26 protein-coding genes are annotated in these 26,098 nt (G+C 41.7%); 7 read left to right on the top strand and 19 right to left on the bottom strand.

Annotation, left to right across the window (positions count from 1 at the left end; all coding sequences use genetic code 11):
* Position 1: 1 nt before the first annotated feature.
* Positions 2-859: an Hsp33 family molecular chaperone HslO gene (locus JWG44_RS05110; protein ID WP_205273894.1), complete on the bottom strand. Its 858-nt coding sequence runs from the start codon at positions 857-859 to the stop codon at positions 2-4.
* A 199-nt stretch (positions 860-1,058) separates the two neighbouring features.
* Here JWG44_RS05110 and JWG44_RS05105 point away from each other — a divergent pair, with 199 nt between their 5' ends.
* The 3 genes from JWG44_RS05105 to JWG44_RS05095 are packed head-to-tail and all read left to right on the top strand — an operon-like array spanning position 1,059 to position 4,858.
* Positions 1,059-3,035 carry a beta-galactosidase gene (locus JWG44_RS05105; protein WP_205273893.1) on the top strand — a complete coding sequence of 659 codons (1,977 nt, stop codon included), beginning with the start codon at positions 1,059-1,061 and terminating at the stop codon, positions 3,033-3,035.
* A 42-nt stretch (positions 3,036-3,077) separates the two neighbouring features.
* Positions 3,078-3,989, top strand: coding sequence for an LIC_10030 family protein (locus JWG44_RS05100; RefSeq protein ID WP_205273915.1), 912 nt, complete (start codon positions 3,078-3,080; stop codon positions 3,987-3,989).
* Positions 3,990-4,009: 20 nt separating this feature from the next.
* Positions 4,010-4,858: an inositol monophosphatase family protein gene (locus JWG44_RS05095; RefSeq protein WP_205273892.1), complete on the top strand. Its 849-nt coding sequence runs from the start codon at positions 4,010-4,012 to the stop codon at positions 4,856-4,858.
* Between the two features lie 52 nt (positions 4,859-4,910).
* On the opposite strand, the gene JWG44_RS05090 is transcribed toward JWG44_RS05095, so the two are convergent.
* From JWG44_RS05090 to fliG, 6 genes are all read right to left on the bottom strand, one after another.
* The gene (locus tag JWG44_RS05090) at positions 4,911-5,267 is read right to left on the bottom strand and encodes a c-type cytochrome (RefSeq protein ID WP_408611881.1); all 357 of its coding nucleotides are present in this window, start codon (positions 5,265-5,267) and stop codon (positions 4,911-4,913) included.
* 4 nt (positions 5,268-5,271) lie between these two features.
* Positions 5,272-5,976 carry a urate hydroxylase PuuD gene (locus JWG44_RS05085; protein ID WP_205273890.1) on the bottom strand — a complete coding sequence of 235 codons (705 nt, stop codon included), beginning with the start codon at positions 5,974-5,976 and terminating at the stop codon, positions 5,272-5,274.
* Positions 5,977-6,120: 144 nt separating this feature from the next.
* Entirely contained in the window at positions 6,121-7,362 is a 1,242-nt protein-coding gene (locus JWG44_RS05080) for an LIC10025 family lipoprotein (protein ID WP_205273889.1), read from the bottom strand.
* Complete coding sequence (locus JWG44_RS05075; RefSeq protein ID WP_205273888.1) at positions 7,334-7,825, bottom strand: hypothetical protein; 492 nt, start codon at positions 7,823-7,825, stop codon at positions 7,334-7,336. Before JWG44_RS05075 ends, JWG44_RS05080 begins: the two co-directional genes overlap by 29 nt.
* A 10-nt stretch (positions 7,826-7,835) precedes the next feature.
* Complete coding sequence (locus tag JWG44_RS22615; protein WP_408611884.1) at positions 7,836-8,240, bottom strand: hypothetical protein; 405 nt, start codon at positions 8,238-8,240, stop codon at positions 7,836-7,838.
* Between the two features lie 65 nt (positions 8,241-8,305).
* Positions 8,306-9,319: a flagellar motor switch protein FliG gene (gene fliG / locus JWG44_RS05065; RefSeq protein WP_069605674.1), complete on the bottom strand. Its 1,014-nt coding sequence runs from the start codon at positions 9,317-9,319 to the stop codon at positions 8,306-8,308.
* A gap of 181 nt (positions 9,320-9,500) precedes the next feature.
* On the opposite strand from fliG, the gene JWG44_RS05060 reads away from it, so the two are divergent.
* Positions 9,501-9,857: an arsenate reductase family protein gene (locus JWG44_RS05060; protein WP_205273887.1), complete on the top strand. Its 357-nt coding sequence runs from the start codon at positions 9,501-9,503 to the stop codon at positions 9,855-9,857.
* Here the strand turns inward: JWG44_RS05060 and JWG44_RS05055 are convergent, their stop codons facing one another.
* From JWG44_RS05055 to JWG44_RS05035, 5 genes are all read right to left on the bottom strand, one after another.
* Positions 9,858-11,543 (bottom strand): FG-GAP-like repeat-containing protein, encoded by a 1,686-nt coding sequence (locus JWG44_RS05055; RefSeq protein WP_205273886.1) that lies wholly within the window; start codon positions 11,541-11,543, stop codon positions 9,858-9,860. It lies immediately after the preceding gene.
* A gap of 134 nt (positions 11,544-11,677) precedes the next feature.
* Positions 11,678-12,286, bottom strand: a complete 609-nt coding sequence (locus tag JWG44_RS05050; protein WP_205273885.1) for an L-threonylcarbamoyladenylate synthase — start codon at positions 12,284-12,286, stop codon at positions 11,678-11,680.
* An 18-nt stretch (positions 12,287-12,304) separates the two neighbouring features.
* Positions 12,305-13,048 (bottom strand): SDR family NAD(P)-dependent oxidoreductase, encoded by a 744-nt coding sequence (locus JWG44_RS05045; protein WP_205273884.1) that lies wholly within the window; start codon positions 13,046-13,048, stop codon positions 12,305-12,307.
* A gap of 6 nt (positions 13,049-13,054) precedes the next feature.
* On the bottom strand, positions 13,055-13,543 hold the full coding sequence (locus JWG44_RS05040; RefSeq protein ID WP_205273883.1) for a hypothetical protein: 489 nt from the start codon (positions 13,541-13,543) through the stop codon (positions 13,055-13,057).
* Positions 13,544-13,561: 18 nt separating this feature from the next.
* Positions 13,562-14,452, bottom strand: coding sequence for a hypothetical protein (locus JWG44_RS05035; protein ID WP_205273882.1), 891 nt, complete (start codon positions 14,450-14,452; stop codon positions 13,562-13,564).
* Positions 14,453-14,512: 60 nt separating this feature from the next.
* On the opposite strand from JWG44_RS05035, the gene JWG44_RS05030 reads away from it, so the two are divergent.
* On the top strand, positions 14,513-15,076 hold the full coding sequence (locus JWG44_RS05030) for a nucleoside triphosphate pyrophosphatase (RefSeq protein ID WP_205273881.1): 564 nt from the start codon (positions 14,513-14,515) through the stop codon (positions 15,074-15,076).
* Here the strand turns inward: JWG44_RS05030 and JWG44_RS05025 are convergent.
* Positions 15,067-15,282 carry a hypothetical protein gene (locus tag JWG44_RS05025; RefSeq protein WP_205273880.1) on the bottom strand — a complete coding sequence of 72 codons (216 nt, stop codon included), beginning with the start codon at positions 15,280-15,282 and terminating at the stop codon, positions 15,067-15,069. The genes JWG44_RS05030 and JWG44_RS05025 overlap by 10 nt on opposite strands.
* An 86-nt stretch (positions 15,283-15,368) precedes the next feature.
* On the opposite strand from JWG44_RS05025, the gene holA reads away from it, so the two are divergent.
* Positions 15,369-16,457 (top strand): DNA polymerase III subunit delta, encoded by a 1,089-nt coding sequence (gene holA, locus JWG44_RS05020; protein ID WP_205273879.1) that lies wholly within the window; start codon positions 15,369-15,371, stop codon positions 16,455-16,457.
* Here the strand turns inward: holA and JWG44_RS05015 are convergent.
* Together JWG44_RS05015 and JWG44_RS05010 are read right to left on the bottom strand one after the other, a co-directional pair.
* The gene (locus JWG44_RS05015; RefSeq protein WP_205273878.1) at positions 16,423-17,292 is read right to left on the bottom strand and encodes a sigma-54-dependent Fis family transcriptional regulator; all 870 of its coding nucleotides are present in this window, start codon (positions 17,290-17,292) and stop codon (positions 16,423-16,425) included. The genes holA and JWG44_RS05015 overlap by 35 nt on opposite strands.
* Positions 17,293-17,314: 22 nt before the next feature.
* Positions 17,315-18,868: an LIC10012 family protein gene (locus JWG44_RS05010; protein WP_205273877.1), complete on the bottom strand. Its 1,554-nt coding sequence runs from the start codon at positions 18,866-18,868 to the stop codon at positions 17,315-17,317.
* Between the two features lie 138 nt (positions 18,869-19,006).
* On the opposite strand from JWG44_RS05010, the gene JWG44_RS05005 reads away from it, so the two are divergent.
* Complete coding sequence (locus JWG44_RS05005) at positions 19,007-19,570, top strand: lipoprotein LipL21 (protein WP_100763498.1); 564 nt, start codon at positions 19,007-19,009, stop codon at positions 19,568-19,570.
* A gap of 129 nt (positions 19,571-19,699) precedes the next feature.
* Here JWG44_RS05005 and lenA read toward each other — a convergent pair whose 3' ends face one another.
* The 4 genes from lenA to gyrB all read right to left on the bottom strand — a co-directional run bounded on the left by lenA (position 19,700) and on the right by gyrB (position 26,094).
* Positions 19,700-20,443: a lipoprotein LenA gene (lenA, locus tag JWG44_RS05000; RefSeq protein WP_205273876.1), complete on the bottom strand. Its 744-nt coding sequence runs from the start codon at positions 20,441-20,443 to the stop codon at positions 19,700-19,702.
* Positions 20,444-20,684: 241 nt separating this feature from the next.
* Positions 20,685-21,641, bottom strand: a complete 957-nt coding sequence (dusB, locus tag JWG44_RS04995) for a tRNA dihydrouridine synthase DusB (RefSeq protein ID WP_205273875.1) — start codon at positions 21,639-21,641, stop codon at positions 20,685-20,687.
* Positions 21,642-21,645: 4 nt separating this feature from the next.
* Positions 21,646-24,150, bottom strand: a complete 2,505-nt coding sequence (gene gyrA, locus JWG44_RS04990; protein WP_205273874.1) for a DNA gyrase subunit A — start codon at positions 24,148-24,150, stop codon at positions 21,646-21,648.
* A gap of 18 nt (positions 24,151-24,168) precedes the next feature.
* Positions 24,169-26,094 (bottom strand): DNA topoisomerase (ATP-hydrolyzing) subunit B, encoded by a 1,926-nt coding sequence (gene gyrB / locus JWG44_RS04985; RefSeq protein WP_205273873.1) that lies wholly within the window; start codon positions 26,092-26,094, stop codon positions 24,169-24,171.
* Positions 26,095-26,098 lie beyond the last annotated feature (4 nt).

Below are 26,098 nucleotides of genomic sequence, written 5' to 3'. Positions count from 1 at the left end.
CTCAAAATAATTCGTTTACCCTTTCTTTTTCGAAACGGTAGACGGAAGTGCAAAATTCGCAGGTGACTTCGATCATACCGACTTCCTCTAAGATATTCATTGCTTCTTCTTTTCCAAGGGTTTGAATCAATTCTCGAATCTTATCTTCGGAGCAATCGCAACGAAACTCGGGCTGACCTTCCTCTAAAATTTGAACTGCGGAACGTGTCACTTCTCCGATTTTGTTCAAACAGTTATAAATATCCTTTCCTAAAAACTCTGTTGTATTCTCGTTAATCTCGGTGGAAAGACTTTCCATTTTTTGAATGTGTTCTTCCTTTGCTTCGGGAAGGGATTGAAGCAAAATTCCTCTTACGTCCCAGTGAAATCCGTTTTTTTGAATAAAGATCGTAACAAAACAAGTGATCTGCTCCGAACTGTTCAGATAATTTTGAAAATTCTCCTCAAAACCGTTGTTCTGATAAGGGACCACCGACTGATAGATACAAGCTCCATCCTTCCAACGAAAGACTTTCAAAATTCCCGAATAGTCTTCCATAACCTGTCCAGGTTCCACGTCTTCTTCCGGTCGCGCTCTCAAGACCGCCTTCATTCTTCCCTTACGATCGCTGTAAGCAAGAACTGAATGAATGGGAGAATCTTCGTTGAACTGTATTTGTAAACTTACCTTTGTATCTTCCTTAACTTGATCTGCTAGAAAAAAAGCTCCGATCATCGCTCTCGCTAAAAGTTCGGTGTTTGCATCGTCTAAATTGTGTAAATTGGAAGCCGCGGTGACGGAATATGAAATTTCGGTCGCGGAATATCGGAAGTGAACATCCGGTAAAATTCCGTATATCAGTGAGTCCTGGTTGTGCATGGAATCCTTCTGTGGTGGAGTAACTGAGAATTCGGTTACGCGCAGAAGTAAAATAATCTTTACGTCATTTGTATCCTCTCAGACTTTCCCGGGAAAAGACAGTATTTTTTCTTTTAGACTTCCGAGAATTACGGTTTTCTTTCTTTTCAGATTGAACCCATCCATTGAAATCTCTTTCCGGAGCGAAAAGGAGATCGGAATGATATTCGGCGCAGATTACTATCCTGAACAATGGACACAAAAAGATTGGGAAGAAGACATTCGAATCATGAAAGAGATGGGTCTTTCCTCTGTCCGACTCGCCGAATTCGGTTGGGCGCTTATGGAACCTAAGGAAGGGAAATACGACTTTTCCTTTTTTGACAATATCTTAAACCTCATTCAAAAAAACGGAATGACCGCAATCCTCGGAACTCCGACCGCCACGTTTCCACCTTGGTTAGTAAAAAAATTTCCGGACATAATACAAGAACGAGATGGAATCAAAAGAACGATAGGAACTAGAAGACAGGCTTGTTTTTCATCTCCGAATTACAGAAAATCCGCGGTGAAGATCGTGACCGCGATGGCAAAACACTTCGGGAATCACCCCGCAGTCATCGGTTGGCAGATCGACAATGAAATCGGTCACGAGGGTTCCGATATCGATCATTCGATCACATCCCTAAAAGCATTTCGCGTTTGGTTAAAAAATAAATACAATACGATTCAAAATCTGAACAAAACCTGGGGCAACGTCTTCTGGGGAGTTCTTTATGATTCTTTTGATGAAATTCCGATTCCAGGCGCTCACGTTTCCAGCAATTTTCATCCTTCCATGATCCAAGACTTCTATCGATTTCATTCCGATACGATCATTGATTTTGTGAAACTTCAGGCTCAGATCTTAAGAAAATTCTCAGTAGGACGACCGCTTACAACGAATCTTTATCCGTCTCCTTTTCTTCCGATCATCGATATGGCCGAACTTGCGACATACTTGGATTATATCTCCTGGGATAACTATCCTACTTGGGGAGAACAAGAAGAACCGTTTCCACATCCTTTTATCGCGGCTATGCAACAATACAATCGAGGTTTGAAAAATCTTCCATTCACAGTGATGGAACAAATTTCAGGATTCCAAGGACACGATCTTTTGGGTTATCTTCCTGCGCCGGGACAAACAAAACTTTGGATGAAACATTCGATCGTTCACGGTTCCAACGCGATTTATTTTTTTCGCTACCGAACCGCTCGTTTCGGTCAGGAACAACTTTGTTACGGAATTTTAGATCACGATAAGGGAAAAACTGAACGTTATTTCGAACTTCAGAAAGGAATCGAAGAAATGAGCGAACACGCGGATGACTTTGTTGAGGAGTTATTTCCGGCGCAGGTAGCTGTGGTCCACGATATCGAGAATGCGAGAAACTGGAAACATCAACCGATTTCCACGGGACTCAAGTATTCTCCGGTTCCTTGGGCTCAACTCGGATATGACGTTGAAATGGCGACTTGGTTTTCGGGAATGAATGTTCTCAACGTCAACACTCACTTTCGCCCAGCGTCCAAAATCGACTTCGAGGATTATAAGATAATCATACTGCCGATGTACACGATGGTAACCGATTCTATCTTTCAAAAACTTGAGAAGTTTGTAAGGGAGGGGGGAACTCTCGTTTTAGGATATAGAACGGGCGCCAAAGATTTAAACGGCTGGATGTATGAGTCGCAGATTCCGGGACCGTTTACGGAAATGGCCGGTGTAAAAGTTAGGAAATTCGAAGCCGTAGGAAATCAAAAAGTTAAATTCAAATTTCGGTTTCTACCCGGAACGTGTTCTAAGATCTGCGAAATCTTAGAACCTACTACTGCGGAGGTTTGGGCTCGTTATACGGACAATAGGAAGTTCTATAAAGGAGAACCTATAATTACTGCAAATTCTTATCATAAAGGAAGAGTAATTTATATCGGCGCATCACTGGAGCCATTGAGTTTTATGCTTCTCTATCGTCGTATTTTAAGAGAAACGAAGATTCCGTTTACGTTTTACGGATCGACGGTAGAAAAATTAAACCGAACTGGAAGAACACGGAATTACGAAATTTTTATCAATCATTCCGGCAAAAAGAGTTTAGCCGGTTTTAAAATTCTCAATCCCTATGAAGTTAGGATTATTGCTAAAAAGAAGTGAGATCGAACTGTTGTTGAATAGAAGTAAAAAGGAAAAAAATTGTTGGAGTTGAATCAAGTCGAAGAGCTGAACCGGATTCTTACGTCCGCTTCCGGTCAAAATCGTCCTTACGAAATCTTCGTAGATAATTTACACACGCCTTTCCTGAAGTTCGAAGAAAGTTATATTCTTCCTTCCACTTCAGTTTATGGGATTGAATTTTCAGCGGCGAAAGAATTTCTTCTGCAAGCGGAACAACTCATTCCTGAATTGATCGCCGGTTGTCAGGTGCTTCCCGAAGCGAAACCTAAGAAGAATTCGAATCAATTGTTCCTGGTAAAACCGCTTCCTTCGAACGAGGGAGAAAACGGTAAGAAGTTTATCTTCGTCGTGAGCTTTTTTCTTTCTTATCTCGGAGGAGCGCCCGCCTCGATGTTTGTAAAACAACCGGCTCAAGGAAAAACCGCGTCCGTACGCACGCAGAAAATTTATTTCCTAGCGCGAATTCTTCCCTTAGATAGTTTAGAAATCAAAAACGGACAGATTGTCGATTTTGTCTCCCGCCAATACAAAGAGACAGAATTCATGGTGGATGTGGATACCGTTCCCGCCTTTAATAAGATCCAACACACCTATTCCGAACTCTTTGACGATGTCGACTATTCAAAACAAATCTCTCTGATTCATTCGATTCTAAACATAACAAAAGACGTCTGGCAACCTGGTAAAGTTTTCGAACCGATAGACGTTGAATTTCACTCGATCAGCTCTCGATTTTTGGACGGATCTCAAGAAAGAATTTTTAGTCAATTTTCGGACATACGGCATTTGATTGATCTTTTATTGTCGCCGGAAAGCATGACTATAGATTCAGTATTACAGGAACCGTTGCATAACTGGCTTCGTTCATTCGGAACGGAAAGGGACGTAACTCCCTCGGGTAATATGCTCTGGAAAATCCTAAAACGAAAGTAATCTTTTTTGAAGAGAAACCCATGGACCAACCACTTGCCCCTCCCATTGACTTTCCTTTAGAGGAAGTCAAACGCAGGATCAAATCCGTTCAATCTGTCTCCGGAATTTTTATAGAGTCCGCGTTAAAACTTCAGAAGGATTTAAAGGCCTTTGCTTTTTCCACGGAAGCCGAAGAGAAGGATCAAATTCACAAGGCCGACGAAATGATGGGAAAATTCATCGTAGAATATCTCAGACAAAACTTTCCTTCGGATTCGATTCTTTCGGAAGACAATTATAAATACGAAGGAAACAATTCCTTTCGTTGGGTTTTGGATCCGATCGACGGTTCCATGAACTTCGTCCGCGGAATTCCTTTGTACTGTGTTTCGATCGGCTTGGAACACAGAGAATCTCCTGTCGCCGGAGTAGTTTTTGTTCCAGGCTTAAACACGAAATACTCCGCAATTCTTTCTCAAGGCGCTTTTAAAAACGGACTCAGAATCGACGTGTCCAATACCGAATCGCTTGCGCGTGCTATGCTCGTACCAAGCTTTCCTACAAACAGAAAAGAAATATTAAACGAAGTCATCTCCGACATCACCGCTTTTATCAGTTGTGGTCGATCCATGAGAAGAACCGGATCCTTTGTTCTCGACTCTTGTTGGGTCGCCGAAGGTTTGTTAGACGGTATTTGGGAAAAAGGTGTAAAACTCTGGGATACGGCGGCTAGCTCGGTGATTCTTACGGAAGCGGGCGGGAAAGTGACCGACTTCGGCGGAAAAAGATTCTTATCCGGAAACTCGGAAGTAGTCGTCTCGAACGGGAAAGTTCATTCTCAGATCGTGGATATCATGAGAAACGTAAGGGATTCGATCGGGAGAAATTAATACGAAGTCATGTATTAGGGATACTTTTTAGATATCCCTAATATACTTTTCATCAAGGAGTGTTTAAATACGCTTCAAGACTTCGAATCTGCTCGTCGTTGAGCGGAAGCCGAGTCATCAACTGGCTCGAACGTTTCGGGGTATATCCGGGTGGATAGGAGCCGCTTACGATTCTCGCCTTTAATAATTCAAAATTTGAACCTTTGATCGCCGGTCCGACGGCTCCATCCATAGCGGGATTTTGGTTATGGCAAGCCGAACAATTGGCTACATACAGACCTTTTCCCTGAGAAAGAAGCTTTTGTTCCGGACTCAGATTCTCTTCCTTACAATTCGCAATGACCAAAGTCGCAGTTACGAAGAAAAACAGGAGGCGGAAAATTCCGCCTCGAACATTCATTCTTCCCATTGAATTAGAGAAGGACCTCAAGAAGAACGTAAATAATCAGGGTAAGAACAAATCCTGAAGTAATCACACCCTTAACGGTTTTGATCGGTTTAAAGGTCGCGCTCTCCGGTGTTGCGGTTAACGCGTTTGTTTCGACCAAAGCAAGAAGAACCAGAATCACTCCTAAAAATGTATGTGATTCCGACCCGGTTACGTCTACGGAAACGGTCAAGTTTCTCGCGGCGCCCATGAGGAATAACATCGGAATGGATAACAATGTGTTCGTTCTAGAAGCAAGAAGTCCTCTTGCAGCTCTCAGGGCCGGGTTTTCTGCGGTTTCACCCTTTGCCGCTGCGATCACAACTTTTTGAGCGGGCCAGATTACGAACCAAACGTTAAACCACATGAGAGAACCTAAAAGTCCACCACCCAGAATGATAGCGAGCCATTGGCCGGAAGAAAGTGTGGTCCCGTTGTAAAGGGAAATCCCGATCATCGTCCAACCGCTTAAAAATGTAAACATCGCACCCCAACGGAACCACCAGAGAACGCGCGGAACTAATTGTTGAGTCGCTTTTTTCTTTGTATCCGCGTCGGTCTCGGCAAAAAAAGATCCTTGTACGAAGTTAATGTACCAAAGTAGGCCGATCCAGGCAACGCCCGCGAGGAAGTGTATCCACTTGAAGATGAAATACAGACCTTGATTTGTAAAGAGAGCAATCCCTTCCATAATACCTCCAATTCATCGATAGAATTTGATTTTTTAACGCTTAAAGAAATTAAGCACCAGAATTAAAAATAAATCCTGGAATTTAGACACTCAGTCAAGCACTTTAGAAAGATTCTAATTTTAAAGAAGAAATAAAATCCACTTCTAAAAGGATGAGCCCGTTTCCGGAAATTTTTGCAGATCTTCGATTAGAACCTTTTCCAAAATTTCAAAAAACGAAGGTGAATCGTCTTTTTCTCCGTTCGATTGAAAGAGTTTAAAACGTTCTCGAAAAATTTCAGCTTCGGAATTCAGAGTAACCTTCACTTTGTTACCGACTCGAAACGATTCCGAGACAAATCGATTTCCTCCGTTTCCATCGGAGCCGTTAACAAGAAGTGTGAAAAAATTATCAAAGTATTCTTCGATATTACCAGGTATAAACCAGTTCACCATTCCAGGCGGAAAAATTTGCAGGAATCTTCCGCTGATTTTCTTTTCGGGAATTTTCGAAAATTCTCCCGTCATTTTCTCATAATTCTTAGAAGAATAAAAACGAAGTCTATATCCTAAACTACGAATATCAATTTTTAAACCATAGGCTTGGATGAATAGAGAAACACGAATGTGAAGAGTCTCCGGCTTAAGCCAATATCCTGGCGGAGTATCCGGAATTTTTAAGAATGTTTTTGTCTTTTCGTTATACAGTTCGATTCCGCTCAAAAAATCTCCGGATTTAAAAATCGTAATTCGATACGATGCCTGATTTAAAAGTTTGCTCATCCTCTTATAAAATTCGGGGAATTTTTTACCGGTAGTTTCATCTAGCTCATACATAAGCCATGAGGAATTATCGGTCCGACCTATATCGCAGTTGGAAACCGAACAGAGATACTGATGTGCGACTGAGATTTTTTCAAATTTTGAAGAAAGGCCCGTGTTAGAACGGAAATAATTCTGCAACTGATCCACATGAGAAAAAAATTCATGATAACTAAAAGCGGGAAGAATCGATTCCGTTTTTCTTCTCATTCGATACGTTTTTTGATCCTTAAAGGAAGAAGGAACGTAGTCTACATGAATCTTGTAAGGCGAGTGATCTGGAGCCTTTTCGGTAGTTAAGACGGACTGAAATCCGCGATCGGTTTTACGAAGATAGAAATCGATGGAAAGAATTCCTCCTTTCTCCTGAAGAAAGGATTCGTCTGCGGATGTTAAATTTCCGTAGAGTGCGTTTCGAATTCCCCCCGAAGGGTATTCTCTCGAAAGCGCATTTTGAAAGGAAAGATATTCCTTCCAATACTCCGCTTGATTCGGCTTTTTTTGTACACAATTGTATGTTAAGAATACGACAACGATCCAGAGTAAGCCTAGGCGCTTACTTTCTTTGCTTTCGAATGATCTCATACAATTTATCCACCGTGTTATCGTCTACCGTTTGATAGTAAGATTCATAGATCAACTTCTTGTTCCCGGAAAAAATTCTTAACCAGGAAAAATTAGGTTTTATGCCGGAAGATAAAATTCCCGTTTTGTCTAAAAAAACAGATTCGTAATTTTTAGAATGATTCTCATGAATATAGGAATAAACGGCTTCGGGAGCGTTTCGTAAATCGATAAACGCGACAAATTCTACTTTGTCTTTGGACTCATCGATGAAATTTTGCATTCTCCAATAGATCTTACGTCCGTGTTTTCTACACAGAACGATATCTGAAAATCCGCATCCTAAGAATATGGAAGTTTTTCCTTTTAAACTTTTCGAACTGAGTTTAAGATCATTCTGATCCTTGATCTGAAATTCAGGAAGATCCGAAGAAAGGATAGAAAAGGAAAAGAATAAAAGCGTTAATAACAAAAACCGTTTCATTTTCGGATTCTTACTTTGTCTGATAACGAAAGATACCGTCCCAATGAAGTTCGGGCGGTTTTATCGAATAAAGTCTGCATCGTTTTAGATATATCTTAGAAAGATTATCCCTTGGTTCTTCCCGATACAATTGTTTAAAAATACTCGATGCTTGCAAAAACTTCCCGATCGGGAATGAAGTCATCTCCTTCCATTCGGCAGGAGCAAGAGATTCTTTCTCCTTATCCTTCTTTATAGATTGAGAATTGAAGACCGAACGATTTTGTTTTTCGGATTTTAGATCCAGATGTTTTCCCTGGATCGCTTTCCATTCTGCTTTTGTTAAGTCCAGAACGTTGGAATTGGAGTTATCGCCACAAAAAAGAAAAAAGGGTAAAGATAAGTAGATTATAAAGTGCTTTAGAATCCGGATCATGTTACCAGATTTTGACGAAAACAAAAACCTGCGAAGGAAATTTCTTTACTAAATGGAAAATTAAATTACATAACGAGTTCGTCTTCACCGGCACGGGCAACGACGATTTCGCCGGCGTCTTCCAGCTTACGAATGATGTTTACGATTTTTTGCTGCGCGTCTTCCACGTCTTTGATTCGGATTGGACCCATGAAGTCCATATCCTCTCGCAAGAGGTTGGCGGCCCGTTTCGACATGTTTTTAAAGATTTTTTCTTGAACCTCCGTATCCACAGATTTCAAAGCTTTTGCGAGATCGGAGTTATCCACTTCTCGCATGACTTTTTGAATAGCGCGGTCATCAAGGAGGACAATATCCTCGAAGACAAACATTCGTTTTTTAATTTCTTCCGCAAGTTCGGGATCTTCTTCTTCCAGCGCTTCGATGATGGTCTTTTCAGTTCCCCGGTCTACCAAGTTCAAAATTTCGACTACCGAATCGATACCACCGGCAGACGTATAGTCTTCCGAAGCCAAGGTTGAAAGTTTTCTTTCGAGAACTCGTTCCACCTCGCGAAGAACGTCCGGACTTACCCGGTCCATCGTTGCGATTCGTTTTGCGACTTCCGCTTGAATCGTATGCGGTAGGTTGGAAAGAATATTCGAAGCCTTTTGCGGATCCAAATAGGAAAGAATCAATGCTATGGTTTGAGGGTGTTCATTCTGAATAAAGTTTAATAAATGCTGCGGATCCGTTCTTCGAATAAAGTCGAACGGTCTTACTTGCAGCGAAGAAGTAAGGCGATTGATAATATCGATCGCCTTTTGATTTCCGAGCGCTTTTTCCAAAAGACCACGGGCAAAATCGATACCTCCGTTCGAGATAAATTCCTGAGCCATCATCAGCTCGTTGAATTCGACTAAAACTTTTTCCTTATCTTCGGGCGTGATTTTGTCAAGACGGGCGATCTCGAACGTAATCTGTTCGATCTCGTCTTCTCGGAGGTGCTTAAAAATCTCAGAAGACACTTCGCTTCCGACCGCGATCAGAAAAATTGCGGCCTTTTGTCTTCCGGTTAAGTTTGTCTTCTTATTGAGCACTTCCGAGTCTACCTGTATGAATTCTATCGGTTAAAACAGGCCTTTTCAACGAAAAGATTTTTAGGATCGGGGAAGAATTTTGTTTCAACGGAAAGACCGGATTCTCCCTTTTGCTGAAGTCTGTTCTCAGAAAACTTGACCTTTCCCAAGATGCAAAAACAATCGGAACAGGAGAATTCCAGTGAAACTCAAGGTCTATGAATATAAAAACTGCAACACTTGCCGTAACGCTCTTAAATATCTCTCCGGCAAAAAAGTAGAATTGGAAGTCCTTCCGATTCGAGAGACTCCTCCGAAAAAAGCGGAACTCAAAACGATGTTAAAATACCTCGGAAACGATTCCAAAAAACTCTTCAACACTTCCGGCGGTGATTATAAAGAATTGGGTTTGAAAGATAAGTTAGCCGCTATGCCTCTCGAAGAACAGCTGGATCTTCTTTCTAAAAACGGAAATTTAGTAAAACGCCCATTTGTCCTAGGCGAAGGTTTCGGTTTTGTCGGTTTTAAGGAAGAAGAATGGAAAAAGCAGATCCGTTAATCACAAATCCACTGAACTTCCAAAAGCGCCCGTGGCATCAGGATCGCTGAATATTTGCGGAGCTGAAGTGTACCCCGATGCCCCTGCGGAGAGATAGAGATAGGCTTTCCCCACAAACGCCCCGCCTCCGATAGAGTTTGGAGCTCCGACAAGAAAATCCGTGAAGCCGTCTCCGTTGATATCTCCGGCGCTGATCACGTTGCCCATGTTTCCTTGGTTTATGTCCTGAGTTAAAAAGTTCAAGTAAATGGACGCAAGTCCGAAAAGATTCCCATCAAACAAGAATGTCTGAGCGCATCCCTGAGCGGGAAAGGCGCTCGTGTACGAATAACCGCCGGTAAGAATATCAAGAAATCCATCTCCGTTGATATCTCCGGAGGCAACGGAAGTTCCGGATTGAGAACCTAGAAATCCGATTACAGGGCTATTGGTAACGGTGGTAAGAAGTCCGGAGTTCGAAAGATACAGATAAGTTCTCCCCGCAGAGGCCGATTCTTGATAGGCCCCTAGAACCAAATCGGCAAGACCGTCTCGATTTACGTCGGCTGTCGCCGCAGAATTTGCAAACCAAGTATTGGCTACGGAACCCGTAAATACTTGAGACTGTGCTGCGAGCAAAGTCCCCTGAGAAAGATGTACAAACAACGCTCCATTTTGACCGGAACCGACCGCACCTATCAGTACATCCGATTTCTGATCCCCATTGATATCTCCGAGAGCAATCGAATAACCGTAAAACTGGGTACTTCCGGCAAGACCCGGATTATTCATCTGTTGAACGTAACTGACTCCTTGACCAAGGGCGGCATTGGAGGTAAAAAAATAAACAGTCCCGTTGTTTCCCGCGTCGTAAGGAGATCCGACGATGATATCCGAAAATCCATCGGCATTGATATCACCGGCTGCAAGATTTAGAATTCCGGTTCCGACCGTAGTCGGAGTCAGTGCGGTGCTTGAAAGTCCCCCGACTGCACCTAAAGAAAGATAAACGGCAAAGTTAGCGGTGGTATTGGAAATAGTCGCGTCCGCATAACCATCGCCGTCGATATCACTTAGAACTACGGAATATCCAAAACCGGCCGCTCCGTTAATCGTCGTTATAGAAGTTCCGTCCAAACCCCTTTCTTGTCCCAACGAAAGATAAGCTCGCGCGCGGGCTGAATTTTGAGAACCAATTAAGGCATCGGGATAACCGTCTCCATTGATATCCTTATTCAATCCTTTTTGTAGAGTGACCGTGAAAGGAACTGATCTCCGTCCACTGGAAGTAACGGATCGAATGGTGATCGAATGCAAACTCCATTCTTTCCAAATTCCGGATTGCGGAATCGTGGATGGAACTGCCGCCGCAGGAAGTTGAAATTTCCATTGGTTTCCGGATATTTGCGCGTTGATAAACGAACCCGAATCTAAAGAAACCTCCACTCCGGTAATGGAAGAATCAAAATCTCCTGAAATAAAACCGGAATTTAGCAGTCCTCTTGGACCGACGCTCAGAAGACGGGGTTGCGCCACTCCAAAACTTACTCCGCAAGAATTTGCATCACCTCCATTTACGAAATAGCTTACGATTAGCTGTTTATAGAATAAAGAACTGCTTGCATCGCAAAGATTCTCCATCGACTTCAATGCACAAGATGACAAAAAGAAAACGTTTATAAAAATGAATAAAACACCGAATCGCATATATCGAAAGCTAGTTGATAAAATATTTACTATAATTTAAAGCGAAATCCTATCCAGATGGATGATTTTTTCGTATAGAGAAAGATACGAAAAAATTTGAGAAGATTCTACACGATCAAGAACTTCAGAGAGGATTATAAGAGGTCGGAACCTTTTCCTTCCCTTTGGATGATAAGTTCATCTCCGGTAACGTCCAAAATCGTGGAAAGTTCTACGTTAACGATCCCGCCGTCTACGATTCCTTCAACCCGAGATCCGTAGATTTCTTCTAAAGATTCTACTTCGATGATAAACTCGTCGTTTGCAAAGACCGAAGTTGACGTGAGCGGATTCGGATGAATCTTCATCAGTTCTTGCAAGTAGATTGCGTCCGGAATTCTAATTCCGATTTGTTTTTCTTTCTGATTGGAAAAGGAAACCCGAGGCAGATGTTTATTTGCCCGAATGATAAAAGTAAACGGTCCTGGAGTAAGTTTTTTCATCAGCCGAAATGCTTCATTCGGAAGATACTCGATATAATTCGAGGCCACGGAAATACTCGAACAAAGAAGAGAAAGAGGTTGGTTTTTCGGAATATTCTTCAGTTCGTATAATTTTTCCACGCCGGATTTCGATTGGGAATCCGCTACAAGCGCATAGACCGTATCGGTTGGAAATATGTAGACCTTTCCCTCCAACAGATTGTCTGAAATCTGTTGGAGTTTTCTTTTTTCCGGATTGATTGGGTGAAGAGAAACGATCATCAAAGATTAGACTCTTTTTCAGAGTCCTGCCGTAATTCCTCCATCCACAACGATGGTCTGCCCTGTGACATAGGCGGAAGCATCACTCGCGAGATAAATCGCCGCTCCGACCAAGTCTTCGGGCTTTCCCATTCTTCCCATCGGAATCGCTTTCACCATCTGTTCCATTACTTCTGGTTTTTCTTTGATCATCTCGGTCATATCGGTATCGATAAAGCCCGGGCAAATTGCGTTGACACGATAGCCGGATCCGATCCATTCCACAGCTAGAGCTCTGGTCATGTTGATAACAGCGCCCTTGGTTCCCGAATAAACGGAAGCAAACTTTGTTCCTCTCATTCCAAGAATGGAAGCGACGTTGACGATATTTCCGCCTTTCTTTTTATGAATTTTGTAATACGAAGCGCAGGTTCTAAAAACCCCTGTAAAATTCGTCTGGATGATCGATTCGATTTCGTCCTCTTTTAAAAAAGCGGCCGGTTTGTTTGCTGCGATTCCGGCGTTGTTGACCAAAACGTCAAGTTTACCGTGTTCCTTTGCGATGGATTCGATAATAGAAGTCATCGCTTCCGGTTGACGAATGTCCGCAGCGAATCCTTTGATACCTGTGCCTTCGAATTTTTTTACGGATTCTTCCGAAGAACCCGTGCCGAAAACGATGGCGCCCGCGTCCTTAAATCCTTGCGCAAAATGTTTTCCGATTCCTCGAGTGGATCCCGTAACAAGAACCGTTTTATTTTTTAAATTGAATAGATCGCTCAATTGTATTTACTCCTGATTGTATTTTGGTTTCACCGGATAACAAGGTCGTATGTTTTCTATCGATTCTTCGTCGGTCGCGCCTTCCGGACGTTTTCCACGTTCCGTATCAAAAGTGCGAATGAGTTTTCGGGAATCGATTCTGATATTCTTTCCAAAGTCCGAACTTGTATCTCGAGTTTTTTCTTTTTTAGGTTTTTTATCAGAATATGGATCAAAAATTTCGACACGTCTTTCATCTTTTTCGATCGTCAAGTCGTCAACCAGAACTTCTCGATTGATATAGTGCGCTCCGTCGCTTTCATACGTATTGTGCAAAGGATCGCAGTCAAACATATCGATTTTAGTGACGATTTTGTCGCAGAAAAGCAAGTATTCTTTACAAAGATATTGAAAACTCTGCTCTTTCACGCGGTCAAAACTTCCCCTTCTGCACGATGGAAACAAAACAAGCATGAGAAAAATCGAAAGTATTTTTTTTAAATAGGCTGAGTTCATGAGAATAAGTTTAGAATATTATGGTTTTGTACTGTTTTGTTTTTCAGAAGCGGGAAGCTGATTTTTGGATTCGTTTTCTTTTTGAAGTTTACCGGATGAAATTCCGAGTTTCCACTCATAGGATCTTAAAGTTCGAATTCGATCCTTTTTTCTTTCCTCCTCAGAGTCGGCGTGCAGTTTATCTTCTGCGTCGTCCCAATAGATCAAATCTTCGGGTTTTAAATAGTCGGTTTCTAAAATTCTATTTTTTGAAATCCGATCCGAAAGTGAAATTGAAGAATCTTCGCCTTTTCCAAGAAGAATTTTGATCTGATAAAGGGAAATCAAGGCCTGTTTTTGAAAATACAAAGCGGATGTGCGTTCTCCTTTTTCCAATTCACTTACGGAAGCCTTTGCAGTTTCGCCTGAACGAACATAGTATTTTTCTAAAACGGGAAGAATGTTTCGATTTCTATTTTTCTGGTCCAAACGAATCGCTACGATCGTCGGCGCCAATTCTTGCCCGAGTTGAATCGCTTTAGCCTCGTAATCTCTTCTTAAAACTTCTTCCAGAGGAACAAGCGCTTTATAAACGTTTTCAAATCCCTTCGTAGCCGTAGTATATTCCGCTCTGAGATAAGAAGTTTCCGCCTGTCCATAGTCCGAAGTAATCTTATCCAGATCCTGTTTTTTTCCAAAATTCAAAAGAGAAGTTCGGATCCCTTTTAGAGCAAGAAAGGCTTTTTTGCGAACGGATTCTAACTTTCCGGTCTCAATCAATTCTTTCTCGGAGCTGATCTTTGTATTTTCATTCGAATCCTTTGGATCGTTATTTTTTTCTTGGGAGAAAATCGAACCGATCGAAGCGAGAATGAGGAGACTAAAAAAAGCACGGAGACAAAGATTAGATGATTTTTGATTCTCTTTCATCCATACCAATATCGACCGGAAAACGGGTGCAAAGCAAGGCTTTTCTCAAACTGTGGACCTATGATCGTCCTTAGATCCAGATCTCCGCGCAGAAAACAGGTTTTGGAATCGTTGGATCTGGATTTTCGAGTCGAACCGGAAGACGTCGACGAAAGTTCCTTTCCAAGGGAAAGCCCCTTAGAATATCTCAAAAGGATCACACTTTCCAAACTCGGAACAAAGTCCGCATCCGAATTGCTCGTTTCTTGCGATACGATCGTCGTTTACAATCATAGAATTCTTCAAAAACCTGCCGATTTTCAAGAGGCCGTTGAAATTTTGGAAAGTTTATCGGGAACAACTCATATCGTCTATTCGGGTTTAGGAATCTACGATCGCGGTTTAGAACAATTTGCCTTTGATTCTTCCAAAGTAACCTTTCAAGACTGGAATCGAGATCAAATTCGCGAATACGTGAAAATTTATTCTCCGTTTGATAAGGCCGGGAGTTACGGAATTCAGGATACAAACGGTCCGGTCAAAGAATATGAAGGATCTTATACAAACATTGTCGGTTTTCCAATCCGAATGTTTTTTCAATACCACAGATTATGGGAAAAGTATCTGAAGGGAAATCAAGCGTAGAAATCGATGAGACTTCCGCGAGATTGAGGTTGTGCTTCCGCGGAAGGACGAGCGAAATTTTTGCCGGGAAAACTTCGATCCGGGCCAAAATTTTCTCTTTGAATACGATCCACAGCCTCGACCTTTCCTCCAAGGCGAGCGGGACTGACATAAGCCAAACCTTCTCCTGGAAAAGAAATCCTCTGGACTCCGGAACTGATGTTCATATTCTATTCTTCGGAGAATCGATTCCCTAGCTTAAGTTAAATGTTCCGATTTTTTCGGAAACGAAACGGATTCTTCCCTGAAAACAATGGCCGCAAAAACAAAAGAATATAAAAATTCGATCGAGTTTCTTTCCGACTTCGGAAAAAATCTGCCTTCCATCGTTTTCGTGGCCGCGAAAGAATCCTATGAATTCGAAATTCTCGCGGAAAAGTATAAGGAAGCGATTCGAAAAACAGGCGAGTCTATTGAAATCGTAATCTTCGTTTCGGAACCCGGAGACTTTGAAAGATTTCAATCGGAAGCTTTTAATCTCGATATGTTTTCCAACCGGAAATTGTTTATCATCAAATCAGGTTTGGAATTTTTTAAGCCGGTTTCCGGCGGAAAAGGAAAGAATAACGAATCCTTACAAAAACGATTCTCCGATTTTCCCGAATCGATTCAGCTCTTAGTTCATTACAATCACTGGGAAGTTCCGAACAAGGTTTTACAACTTTTCGGCGGAAAAGCGCATCTCATAAAAACCAAAAATTTTTATCCGAACGAAACCAAAGGCGGACTTCTCCAAGCCTGCAAAGAAATCGGCGTTCAATTGGAAGAAGATGCGATGGATGAATTTCTTCACAAAATTCCTCCTTCAATGGGCGCTTATCTGCAATCTCTTTCCAAACTAAAACTGTATCTAAGCAAAAAAGTTTTTAACAAACAAGATATCGAAGACGTCCTTTTTTTTAACTCGGAACTCAATTCAAGCGGCCTCGTTGATTTTTTTATGGAATCGGATCGGATTCGTTTTTTTAAAGAATTTAGAAAGTTTCAAAAAGGAAAAGATTCTCTTCTCCTTTTTTTTACGATCCTCAAAGAAAGAATCGATCAACTTCGAAAATACAAAATCATTTCGAGAAAATACGAGGCTACCCTTTCCGACGAAGAAATTTACGAGTATTTGGACATTCAGTCTTACAGCCCTGCGAGGAAAAATTTTGTTCGGAATCGTCTCAGAAAAGAAGCCACTTTCTTTTCCGATAAGATTATCGGTGAACTTTATGACTTTATCATCGATATGAATATTCGTATCAAAACCGGATCGGAAAAAGAAGAATCCGAATTCCAATTCAATCGGAAGATGGAAGATTTTTTTATTCTGCTTCGCCGGAAAGATCGAATTCTATAATTTTTCTATAAATCGTTCTTTCGGAAATTCCTAAAATTTTTGCTGCCTTCTCTCGATTTCCGTTCACAAGGATCAAATTTTTCTTTATGATTTCTCTTTCATAATCTCTGAGTGGAATCCCCGTTCTGACTTCTATAAATTCTTTATAAATATAAGAGGTTTCGAACATCTGCGGCGGAAGATGTTTTGTGTCGAGGATTCGAACCGGGAATAAAGAAATCATACTCTCCAAAAGATTTCTTAGCTGTCTGATATTCCCTGGAAAATCGTAATTCAAGAGCAGGTGATAGAGTTTTTCACTCAATCGGGTTTCTTTTCTTTTATATTTTTCGGAAAGGATTTCGAGGAAATGTCTGATTAAGAGCGGAATATCCTCTTTTCTTTCTCTGAGGTCGGGAAGATCCAATCTGTAATTTGAAATTTCTAAATACAAGGATTCTAATATATCTCCGGTCTCCAATTTCTGCTTCCATTCTTTACCTGACAAAAAAATGAATCTTGAATCCGTTTGATTTTCGCGAAGCCGTTTCAACAAATAGGCTTGAGCTTCTTTTGGAAATTTCGGAAAATTCTTAAATACAAAATAAATGTTAGAATCTTCTGTAAGGGCTTTTGTAAGCGCGGATTCGTTTTCAAGATTTTCGGAGTCCAAAATTCGGACCGCAGGTTCTTTTCCCGAAAGTTTTGCAATCAACTGAGAAATAAAAGTTTTCCCGGTTCCGGGTCCGCCGGTGACAAAAAGAGGCATTCGATTTTGGGAAAAAGATTTGAGGCGATCTAATATTTTAACCGAGTTCGAGGCGTTGCTGATAAAAATATGTTCGTCGGAATTCAAATGAGGATCCCTTTAGAAAAGTTTATAATCCTTTGACCTGTAGAACTCGACCTCGGACGATACAATCGAAAGAACTTTTGTTGGTATTCTGAAAATAATTTCTTACTTGGATGGGTGTACATTCCAGGATTTGAGGCGGATTCCCTTTATAAACTTCGGTAAGACCCGCAATATTACTCACTCCGTCTACCGATCCATCGGATGGAACATAAGTCGTCTGATAACTGATTTGTTCTTCGGTTTCAGGGACTTTGATTCCCGTCGGTAAAGAGACCCAAAACGCCTTCTCACCCGACTTAACCAAAATTTCAGGGCCGGTCGATTTGAACTCGTCTTTTAAAAGAACCGTGGAAAGTAAAAAACTCAAATTGTCTTTTATGGGTTCCGAGGCTAAAATCGAATCGCCCGTTAGTTCCGCATAAATTTCAGTAAAATTGAGGGGATTGATCGATTCCGATTCGGTATACTTTCCGGAATAAGAAACCTTGTTCAAAGAAGATTCGGAACCCGATTGCCCGGGCGAAAACTCGGAATAGGTAAAATAAATTTGTCTTCCTCGAAAGACCAACGTTTTCGAATCCTTCGCTGTACTCACTTTCCGAGAATAGGTAATCTCATAAAAATTACCTTTCTGAAGAATTCCTTTATAAAACTGGGACTGAGATATCGAAAAATAGGGAGCTGTAAAAAACCGAATTCCATATCCATTCGATTGCAAATCCTGAAGAATTGAAGATAAAGTCGGGTTGGGAATTTTGCCCTTCGCATTAGTAAGAACGATTATGTCTTGAAACGTTTGTGGTTTTGTTCCGGATTGAAGTAGACTTCTTTTTACATGAATCAATGCGGCGGATAAATCCTCCAAAGAGGACTTTCCACTGGACCTTAAGCCGGAAATTTGTGTTCTAAGCTCCGCTAGAGATTCCGCTTTGGCAAGAATTGTAGTCTTTCCTTCCGAAAACGTTGCAACCCGGATTCTAGTCATGGCTTCCCAAGAAGCATTCTTTACAAATTGAACCCATTCCTCTCGCTCTCTTTGAAAAGAAGGAGAGAGGTCGATAACGAAAATCAGTTCTTTCGAAGATTTCTTTAAATAGGACTGAGTTATCTGTCTTTTTTTAGAAGGAATCCAAGGAAACGATTTCTCCGTTATAGAACGCATCAGAGCGAAAAGATCGGATTTTTCCGAAAGATGAATCTCATCCAACTGCTTTTGTGTACAATTATAAACGGCGCGATCAAGAAAAATTTGATTCTGAAAACTCAGTTCGTCACGGACTAAAACATCGACGGAAAACTCTGAGCAAATTTTTAGAAAGTCTTCCTTTCCAAAATGTGCGCTTCGAAATTTTTCATAAATTTCCTTTTCCTGAATTCTTTCAGATGTGTCTACTTTGGCCCTTAAGAGTAGGTTTGCGTAAAAAGCGCCAAATTTGGAAATTTCTTGCGATCTGTCGCTGATTCTTTGAAAAGAATTCGGTAAGTTACCGTCGACCTTTCCGGGAAGGAACATTATACTCGTGGAGAGCAACGGATGAGCCAGGAAAATTAAAAAAAATAATAAATTTCGTAACATAAACAAATAGTGCGACGCAAATCTCTTTCTCATATTCATTTAGGGAAATCGATCTTTCAAAGCAACCTATTAAAAAATGTGTTGCATAAACTCGGCGAAGTATTAGATTTTTTCTTTTAGTAGATCAAGGAGAAAATAATGATCAATAGACTTATCGCTCTATCTGTAGCAACTATGATTTTTGCAGCTTGCTCCAGCACTGACACTGGACAGAAAGATGCAACGACGGTCGGTGACGGCGGATGGACATTTGAAGGATGGGGTGGAGCTCCAGAACAAAGAAACGACGGAAAAACACCAAGAGATACTAATCCGAAAGACTGGTACTATATTAAATTTTCTTCCAGAGCATCCGCTAAAGCAGTAGCTAAGAAAAGCCAAGCTATGATGCAATCAACTTGCCGTGAAGCTTCTAGACTTCAAGGTGCATCTGATGTTGTGAAGAAGATGGTTGGTGAAACTGTAGAAGCTGCTTCCGGTGTATCCGACGGTGAAGCAACCGCTTCCGTAATCGTTTCTCAGTCTCAAGGTGTTGTAAAAGGAGTTGGGGTTTACGAATGTAAAGCAACCGGTTCCGGATCCGATCCAAAAGACGTTTCTAAGGACAACTGGGAAGAATGTCAGTGTGTTATCTATGCAAAATTTCCTGGTGGAAAGGATGCTCTGGTAGCGAAAGCACAAGAAGTTTCCAACAAACAATAATCTGATTTTCCGGATTATCCGTTTAACGAACCCCGCCCTTAAAAGCGGGGTTTTTTATTACCTTTTGACCCGTTCAAATATAAGAATTTTTGAATCAAGATCCGGCCGGAATCGAAGAATGTATTTCGATCACTCCAAGGAAAGATTAAACTTAGTCGCAAGATTATTGATATCGGCGGAAAATTCATCCTGTTTTGAAGCCGCTTTTTTCAAAGCCTCGGTTGCGGAGGTTAGAAGTTTAGTTTTCTCCTCTTCCGTTGCTGAATTGTACTTCGCTAGATCCTGACTCGCTTTCTTTAAAAGTTTAATCGTTTCTCCCAGGAGGGCGTCTTTGCTCAAATGTGGAGAAGCAGTCTTAATCCACACATCATAATAATTGGTGAGTTTATCCTCTTCGAGAATGGAATCGTAACAAGTTACTTTGGAGAATTCTCCGATGACTTCCTGTTCTAAACAATACATCCCTCTTTTTAATTTGCCTTTTGTATTGGCCGTGATCGTAGGTTTTACAAAGGCATCCTCGCTGGCGTTTAGAACAAAGTATACGTTCTCCGAAAAGTTTTTTACGGGAGCAAAACCCTCTTTATTCTCCACCGTTCTAACCTTTAGAAACGTAGCGGAAACGGTTCCTTTTTTATCCTTCGTCGGAATTTGCACTTCGACAGTCTCTAATCCCGTCACTTCTTCCATACCGTAGACGAGAGTGACTTGATCTTCCTTTTTATCAGTGCCAGGAATTTTATAAATCCATTGGTCGTAATTGGCAAACCTAGTTCCGAGGATTTGCGGCGTTTCTTTTTTTTCTTCCTTTTTGCAGGCGTTAAAAACTAACAAAGCAAAAAAGAGAACTAAGAATATTTTTACATGTTTCATAAAGTAATTTCTCCGTTTCGCAAAGTTATTACGGAAGGATCTAAAATCGTCAAGAAAAACGCTTAGAATGGACTTCTAAAACTCGCGTTTACTTCATAACATCTAACGGAAAAAATCGATTTCAAAGGAGTTTTTAAACGGAAGAATTGAGATAAGAAAATTATCGAATTCTTATGGATTGAAAATTTTTTGGGAAAGGAGGAAATGAAAGATTCTTACTTTCCGAATATGGAATGCTGCATCAGCGTAATACTAAGGAACTGTAAGTTCCACGGGATATCAAAAGTTCTTCAAAACGATTGAATTCCCTGATTTCCAAGAGTTGAGATTTCCAGAGTGGGTCGAACTCCAATCCGGAAAGATATTTTACGAGATGTTTTCTAAACAGAACAAGACCGAATTCTTCTCCGAAACTTTCGACCATCCATCTAAGGTGTTCTAAGATTACCTTACTGATTTCTTCCCAGGATAATTCTTCCTTCCTGATTTCCGAAAAAACCCAGGGATTCCCGATCGCGTTTCTTCCGATCAAAACACCGTCGACTTCGTATTCACGAATTTTTTGTTGAGCCTCTTGGAAGGTCTTGATATCTCCGTTTCCGAAAACGGGAATTTTTGAGTTCGATTTCACTTCTGCGATCGCATCCCAATCCGCAAATCCCGTGTAAGCCATTTCTTTCGTTCTTCCATGGACGGTTAACGCATCGATTCCGGAATTTTCCAGGATTTTCGCAACCTCAAGATAATTGCGACTTTCAGAATCCCATCCGATTCTAATCTTAGCGGTCACAGGAACGGAAACCCTTTTTTTGATCGCCTCTATAATCTTTCCCGAATGAGCAGGTCTTCGCAATAAACCGGCTCCCGCCCCACGCAGAGAAACCTTACGCGTAGAACATCCCATGTTAAGGTCGATGATATCCGGTTTTAGTTCCTGAATGATTTCTGCGGCTTCCGCAATAACTTCGAGTCGATTTCCAAAAATCTGAAATGTAATCGGTCTTTCTTCAGGATGAAATAGAAACATTTTTAAGGCCTTCGGCGCCCTGTGGATGATTTCATCCGTGTTTACAAACTCGGTGTAAGAAAAGGAAGCGCCGAATTTTCTACAAATTCTGCGCGTGGGTGAATCGGAAATGCCCGCCATCGGGGAAAGAGAAATTCTTCCCGGGATCGTAACATTTCCGATCTGAATCATATTTTCAACTTTCTCCGAGAGCAGTAAAGTCTTGAACTTTGTCGTTGTCTTTCAAATCGACAAGACGCACACCGACTGCGGTTCTTCCCAATTTAGAAATATCGAATGCGTTGATTCGGATCGTCATTCCTTGTTGTGTGATAAGAATGATTTCGTCCTCCGCGCCGACGGAACCCGTTCCCACCGAGAAGCCGTTTTTATCTGTGACTTTTAAGTAAGCCATTCCTTTACCGCCTCTTCCTTTTGCGGCAAACTCTTCAAAACCGAGACGTTTTCCGTAACCTTCTTCGGAGACGACGAAGATATCCTCGCCTTCTTTGAATTTACTGAGACCTACGATTGCATCGTCCTCAGAAAGTCTCATTCCGGTCACGCCGCTCGCAGTACGGCCTTGAGGACGAATGATATTTCCTTCGATTCTTAACGCCAAACCTTTTCTGGAGAATATGATCACTTCGTCTTTATCGTTGATCGCCTCCACTTTAATAAGATCGTCGCCGTCGCGAAGTCCGATTGCAATAATTCCGGATTTTTTAACGTTACTGAATTCATTGAGATGAATTCGTTTGATAAAACCTTTTCGAGTTACAAGAAGAAGATCCTTATCCATATCCTCTTCCCTAAACGCAAAAATGGAGGAAATATATTCGTCTTCTCTTAAGTTTATGATTGCCTTTAAAGATTTTCCGCGCGCTTCTTTGGAAGCAATCGGAAGTTCGTAGGCCTTCATCACATAAACTTTTCCGATGTTGGAAAAGAACATGATACTGTCGTGAGTCATCGCGGCTTTCATGATTTTGATCACGTCGTCCCGTTTTTGCGAAAGACCTTGAATCCCCTTCCCGCCTCGTTTTTGTCTTTTGAACGTATCGATCGGAAGACGTTTCACAAATTGGTCGTAAGTGATCTGAATTACAATTTCTTCATCCGCGATTAAATCTTCAGCGTTAAAGGAAGAACTTTCGATACTTTCGATGGAGATTTCGGTTTTTCTTTTGGTTCCGTATTTATCGCCGACTTCTTGAAGTTCCGTACAGACGATATCGTTTACTCGGGAAGGTTTCGCGAGAATATCTTTTAAATCCACGATGAGTTTTCTGACTTCTTCCAATTCATCGATGATCTTTTGAACTTCGAGAGAAGTAAGTCTCTGCAATCTCATTTCGAGAATCGCGTCCGTCTGAACGTCGGAAAGGCTGAACTTCAGCATCAATTGTTCTTTTGCTTCGGCCGGATTTTTAGACGCGCGAATTACTTTGATTACGTCTTCGATATTTTCTAAGGCGATTTTCAACCCTTCTAAAATATGAGCGCGTTTTTCCGCCTTGTCTAAATCGAACTGCGTTCTTCTTACGATGACGACCCTTCTGTGAGCCGAATATGCGGTGAGAATTTCCTTAATATTAAATATTTTCGGTTTGTTATCCAGAATCGCGAGCATCGTGATTCCGTAACTTACCTGAAGCTGGGTCATCTTATAGAGTTGATTTAAGATGACCTGAGCATTTGCATCTTTTTTAATATGAATTTCAACTCTAATTCCCTTACGATCGGAAAGATCTAAAATTTCGGAAATTCCTTCGATGTGTTTGTCGTTAACAAGATCTCCGATTTTTTCGAGAAGGACCTTTTTGTTGACTTGATACGGGATTTCCGTTACTACGATTACTTCTCTTCCGTTTTTCTTTTCCTCAATATCAACCTTGGATCGGATTCGAATCGAACCTTTTCCGGTTGTATAAGCGGAAATCAACCCTTCGCCGCCGATGATAATACCGGAAGTCGGAAAATCAGGACCGGGAATAATTTTAAGAATTTCAGGAATCGTAATTTCCGGATTACGAATCACCGCAATCACGGCTTCGATCGTTTCCTTCAGATTGTGAGGAGGGATGTTCGTCGCCATTCCCACAGCGATTCCGGAGGAACCGTTTACGAGTAGGTTCGGGAAATTTGCGGGAAGGACATCCGGTTGCTGCTTCGTATCATCATAGTTAGGCGAGAAACTTACGGTATCCTTTTCGATATCGCGTAAGAGTTCCTCGGCGACTTTTTCAAGTCTTGCTTCGGTATAACGATATGCGGCAGGATTATCCCCGTCGATCGAACCGAAGTTTCCTTGACCGTCGATCAAGGGGACTCTCAAAGAGAAATCCTGCACCATTCTTACGAGCGCTTCGTAAACGGAAGCGTCACCGTGAGGGTGATAGTTACCGATCACTTCACCGACGATCTTTGCGCATTTTACGTAAGGTCGATCGCTTCTCCACGCGCGTTCATTCATCGCATGAAGAATTCTTCTATGAACCGGTTTAAGACCGTCTCTCACGTCCGGAAGCGCGCGTCCCACGATCACGGACATAGCATATCCGAGATATGCTTCTTTCATTTGGTCTTCGATTTCCACAGGAATAACTCGAACTCCGTTTTTCAACGCGTCCGCGATATCAGGTTTTCCTGCGATATTGTAGCTTAGGACTTTTGTTTCGTTTTCCATCTCTTGACTCATTTCTGAATTCCCTTCGGATCAAAGATCCAAGTTTGCTACCTTTGCTGCATTTACTTCGATGAACATTTTTCTCGGATGCACTTCATCGCCCATGAGGACGTTGAAAGTTTCCTCCGCTTCTACGAAGTCGTCTAACTTTACTTTTAAGACCACTCGATTGGAAGGATCCATCGTGGTTTCCCAAAGTTGCTCGGGGTTCATTTCTCCCAAACCTTTATAACGTTGAATTACGACCTTGTCGGTACCGACCGTTTTGAGGAGTTCTTCTTTTTCTTTGTCCGAGTAAGCATAAGTGGAATTTTTCCCGTGTTTGATCAAGTAAAGAGGCGGTTGCGCGACATAGAGATATCCTCTTTCGATCACGGGGCGCATATAACGAAAAAAGAATGTAAGAAGAAGTGTGCGAATATGAGAACCGTCAATATCGGCATCCGTCATAATCATAATTTTGTGATATCGAATCTTATCGATATTGAACTCGTCTTCGCCGATTCCGGTTCCCAGCGCAGAAACCAAAATTCGGATCTCTTCGCTCGCTAAGATTTTATCCAATCTCGCCTTCTCAACGTTTAGAATCTTGCCTTTTAGCGGAAGAATCGCTTGTGTATTTCGATCCCTTCCTTGTTTTGCGGATCCGCCGGCGGAGTCGCCCTCAACTAGGTAAATTTCGGAATGAGCCGGATCCTTTTCGGAACAATCGGCAAGTTTTCCCGGCAAACCTCCTCCTTCCAAAACGGTCTTTCTTCTCGTTAGATCCCTTGCCTTACGGGCCGCTTCCCTTGCCTTAGCTGAAAGAATACATTTCTCTAATATTCTTTTTGTAATGTTCGGATTTTCTTCAAAGAAGAGAGTAAGGCCTTCCGAAGTTAAGGTTTGCATGATCCCTTTGATTTCGGCGTTCACCAACTTTTCTTTTGTCTGCGAGTTAAACTGTGGTTGCGGAATTTTTACGGAAATAACTGCGGTTAATCCTTCTTTTACGTCCTCTCCGGACAAACCGGTCGGATGTTTTTTAGCCATCACAGTATCTTTTTTTAGAAAATCGTTGAGAGTTCTCGTGAGAGCCGCGCGAAATCCTTCCAGGTGTGTTCCACCTAAGTTGTTATTGATGTTATTGGTGAAACAAAAGATACTTTCCGTGTAGGTTTCGGAATACTGAATCGAGATTTCGGCGATCACATCTTCTTTGTTTCTCTCGAAGTGAATCACTTTGTGCATAGGGTGTTTGTTTTCGTTGATATGTTCCACAAAAGAAACGATACCGCCGGAAAACTGAAATTCGTTCTTTAAAAGATTCTCCCCTTCGCTCCCGCGTCTTCTATCTTCAACGGTAAGAATCAAACCTTTATTCAAAAAAGCTAATTCTCTAAATCGCGCGGAAAGTACGTCGAACTGAAAATCTACCGTCGTAAAGATGGACGCATCCGGTTTAAAACGGACGATCGTGCCCCTTTCGGAGGATTCACCCTTTTCTTCCACCGGAGAAACGGGAATTCCCTTTTCATATTTTTGAGTATAAATTTTCCCTTTTTGAAAAACTTCCACAACGAGCCATTCCGAAAGCGCGTTTACGACGGAAACCCCGACCCCGTGAAGTCCGCCGGAAACCTTGTAGGCGTCGTTTTCGAATTTACCGCCGGCATGGAGAATGGTCATTACGACTTCGATCGTGGAAATTTTCTTATCCGGGTGAATGTCCACCGGGATCCCGCGACCATTGTCTCTTACTTCGATGATGTTATCCGGAAGAATGCTGATTTTGATTATGGAACAATGACCGGCCATTGCCTCGTCCACGGAGTTATCAACGACTTCGTAGACCATTTTGTGAAGCCCCGTTTCATCCTGAGTTCCAATGTACATCCCCGGACGTTTTCGAACAGCTTCCAGACCCTCTAAAATTTTAATCTGACCGGCGCTGTAGCTTGCTTCTTCTTGGCTCATTTTT

The organism is Leptospira ainazelensis, from assembly GCF_016918785.1.
In the GTDB taxonomy this organism is placed as follows: Bacteria; Spirochaetota; Leptospiria; order Leptospirales; family Leptospiraceae; genus Leptospira; species Leptospira ainazelensis.
This window is presented reverse-complemented; position numbering and strand designations above follow the sequence as displayed.

Bases quoted from the DNA above. Each gene is read 5' to 3' on its own strand.
- JWG44_RS05110 (WP_205273894.1), bottom strand. From the start codon at position 859: ATGCACAACCAGGACTCACTGATATACGGAATTTTACCGGATGTTCAC.
- JWG44_RS05105 (WP_205273893.1), top strand. From the start codon at position 1,059: ATGATATTCGGCGCAGATTACTATCCTGAACAATGGACACAAAAAGAT.
- JWG44_RS05095 (WP_205273892.1), top strand. From the start codon at position 4,010: ATGGACCAACCACTTGCCCCTCCCATTGACTTTCCTTTAGAGGAAGTC.
- JWG44_RS05090 (WP_408611881.1), bottom strand. From the start codon at position 5,267: ATGGGAAGAATGAATGTTCGAGGCGGAATTTTCCGCCTCCTGTTTTTC.
- JWG44_RS05085 (WP_205273890.1), bottom strand. From the start codon at position 5,976: ATGGAAGGGATTGCTCTCTTTACAAATCAAGGTCTGTATTTCATCTTC.
- JWG44_RS05080 (WP_205273889.1), bottom strand. From the start codon at position 7,362: ATGAGATCATTCGAAAGCAAAGAAAGTAAGCGCCTAGGCTTACTCTGG.
- JWG44_RS05075 (WP_205273888.1), bottom strand. From the start codon at position 7,825: ATGAAACGGTTTTTGTTATTAACGCTTTTATTCTTTTCCTTTTCTATC.
- JWG44_RS22615 (WP_408611884.1), bottom strand. From the start codon at position 8,240: ATGATCCGGATTCTAAAGCACTTTATAATCTACTTATCTTTACCCTTT.
- JWG44_RS05055 (WP_205273886.1), bottom strand. From the start codon at position 11,543: ATGCGATTCGGTGTTTTATTCATTTTTATAAACGTTTTCTTTTTGTCA.
- JWG44_RS05050 (WP_205273885.1), bottom strand. From the start codon at position 12,286: ATGATCGTTTCTCTTCACCCAATCAATCCGGAAAAAAGAAAACTCCAA.
- JWG44_RS05040 (WP_205273883.1), bottom strand. From the start codon at position 13,543: ATGAACTCAGCCTATTTAAAAAAAATACTTTCGATTTTTCTCATGCTT.
- JWG44_RS05035 (WP_205273882.1), bottom strand. From the start codon at position 14,452: ATGAAAGAGAATCAAAAATCATCTAATCTTTGTCTCCGTGCTTTTTTT.
- JWG44_RS05030 (WP_205273881.1), top strand. From the start codon at position 14,513: ATGATCGTCCTTAGATCCAGATCTCCGCGCAGAAAACAGGTTTTGGAA.
- JWG44_RS05025 (WP_205273880.1), bottom strand. From the start codon at position 15,282: ATGAACATCAGTTCCGGAGTCCAGAGGATTTCTTTTCCAGGAGAAGGT.
- holA (WP_205273879.1), top strand. From the start codon at position 15,369: ATGGCCGCAAAAACAAAAGAATATAAAAATTCGATCGAGTTTCTTTCC.
- JWG44_RS05010 (WP_205273877.1), bottom strand. From the start codon at position 18,868: ATGTTACGAAATTTATTATTTTTTTTAATTTTCCTGGCTCATCCGTTG.
- JWG44_RS05005 (WP_100763498.1), top strand. From the start codon at position 19,007: ATGATCAATAGACTTATCGCTCTATCTGTAGCAACTATGATTTTTGCA.
- lenA (WP_205273876.1), bottom strand. From the start codon at position 20,443: ATGAAACATGTAAAAATATTCTTAGTTCTCTTTTTTGCTTTGTTAGTT.
- dusB (WP_205273875.1), bottom strand. From the start codon at position 21,641: ATGATTCAGATCGGAAATGTTACGATCCCGGGAAGAATTTCTCTTTCC.
- gyrA (WP_205273874.1), bottom strand. From the start codon at position 24,150: ATGAGTCAAGAGATGGAAAACGAAACAAAAGTCCTAAGCTACAATATC.
- gyrB (WP_205273873.1), bottom strand. From the start codon at position 26,094: ATGAGCCAAGAAGAAGCAAGCTACAGCGCCGGTCAGATTAAAATTTTA.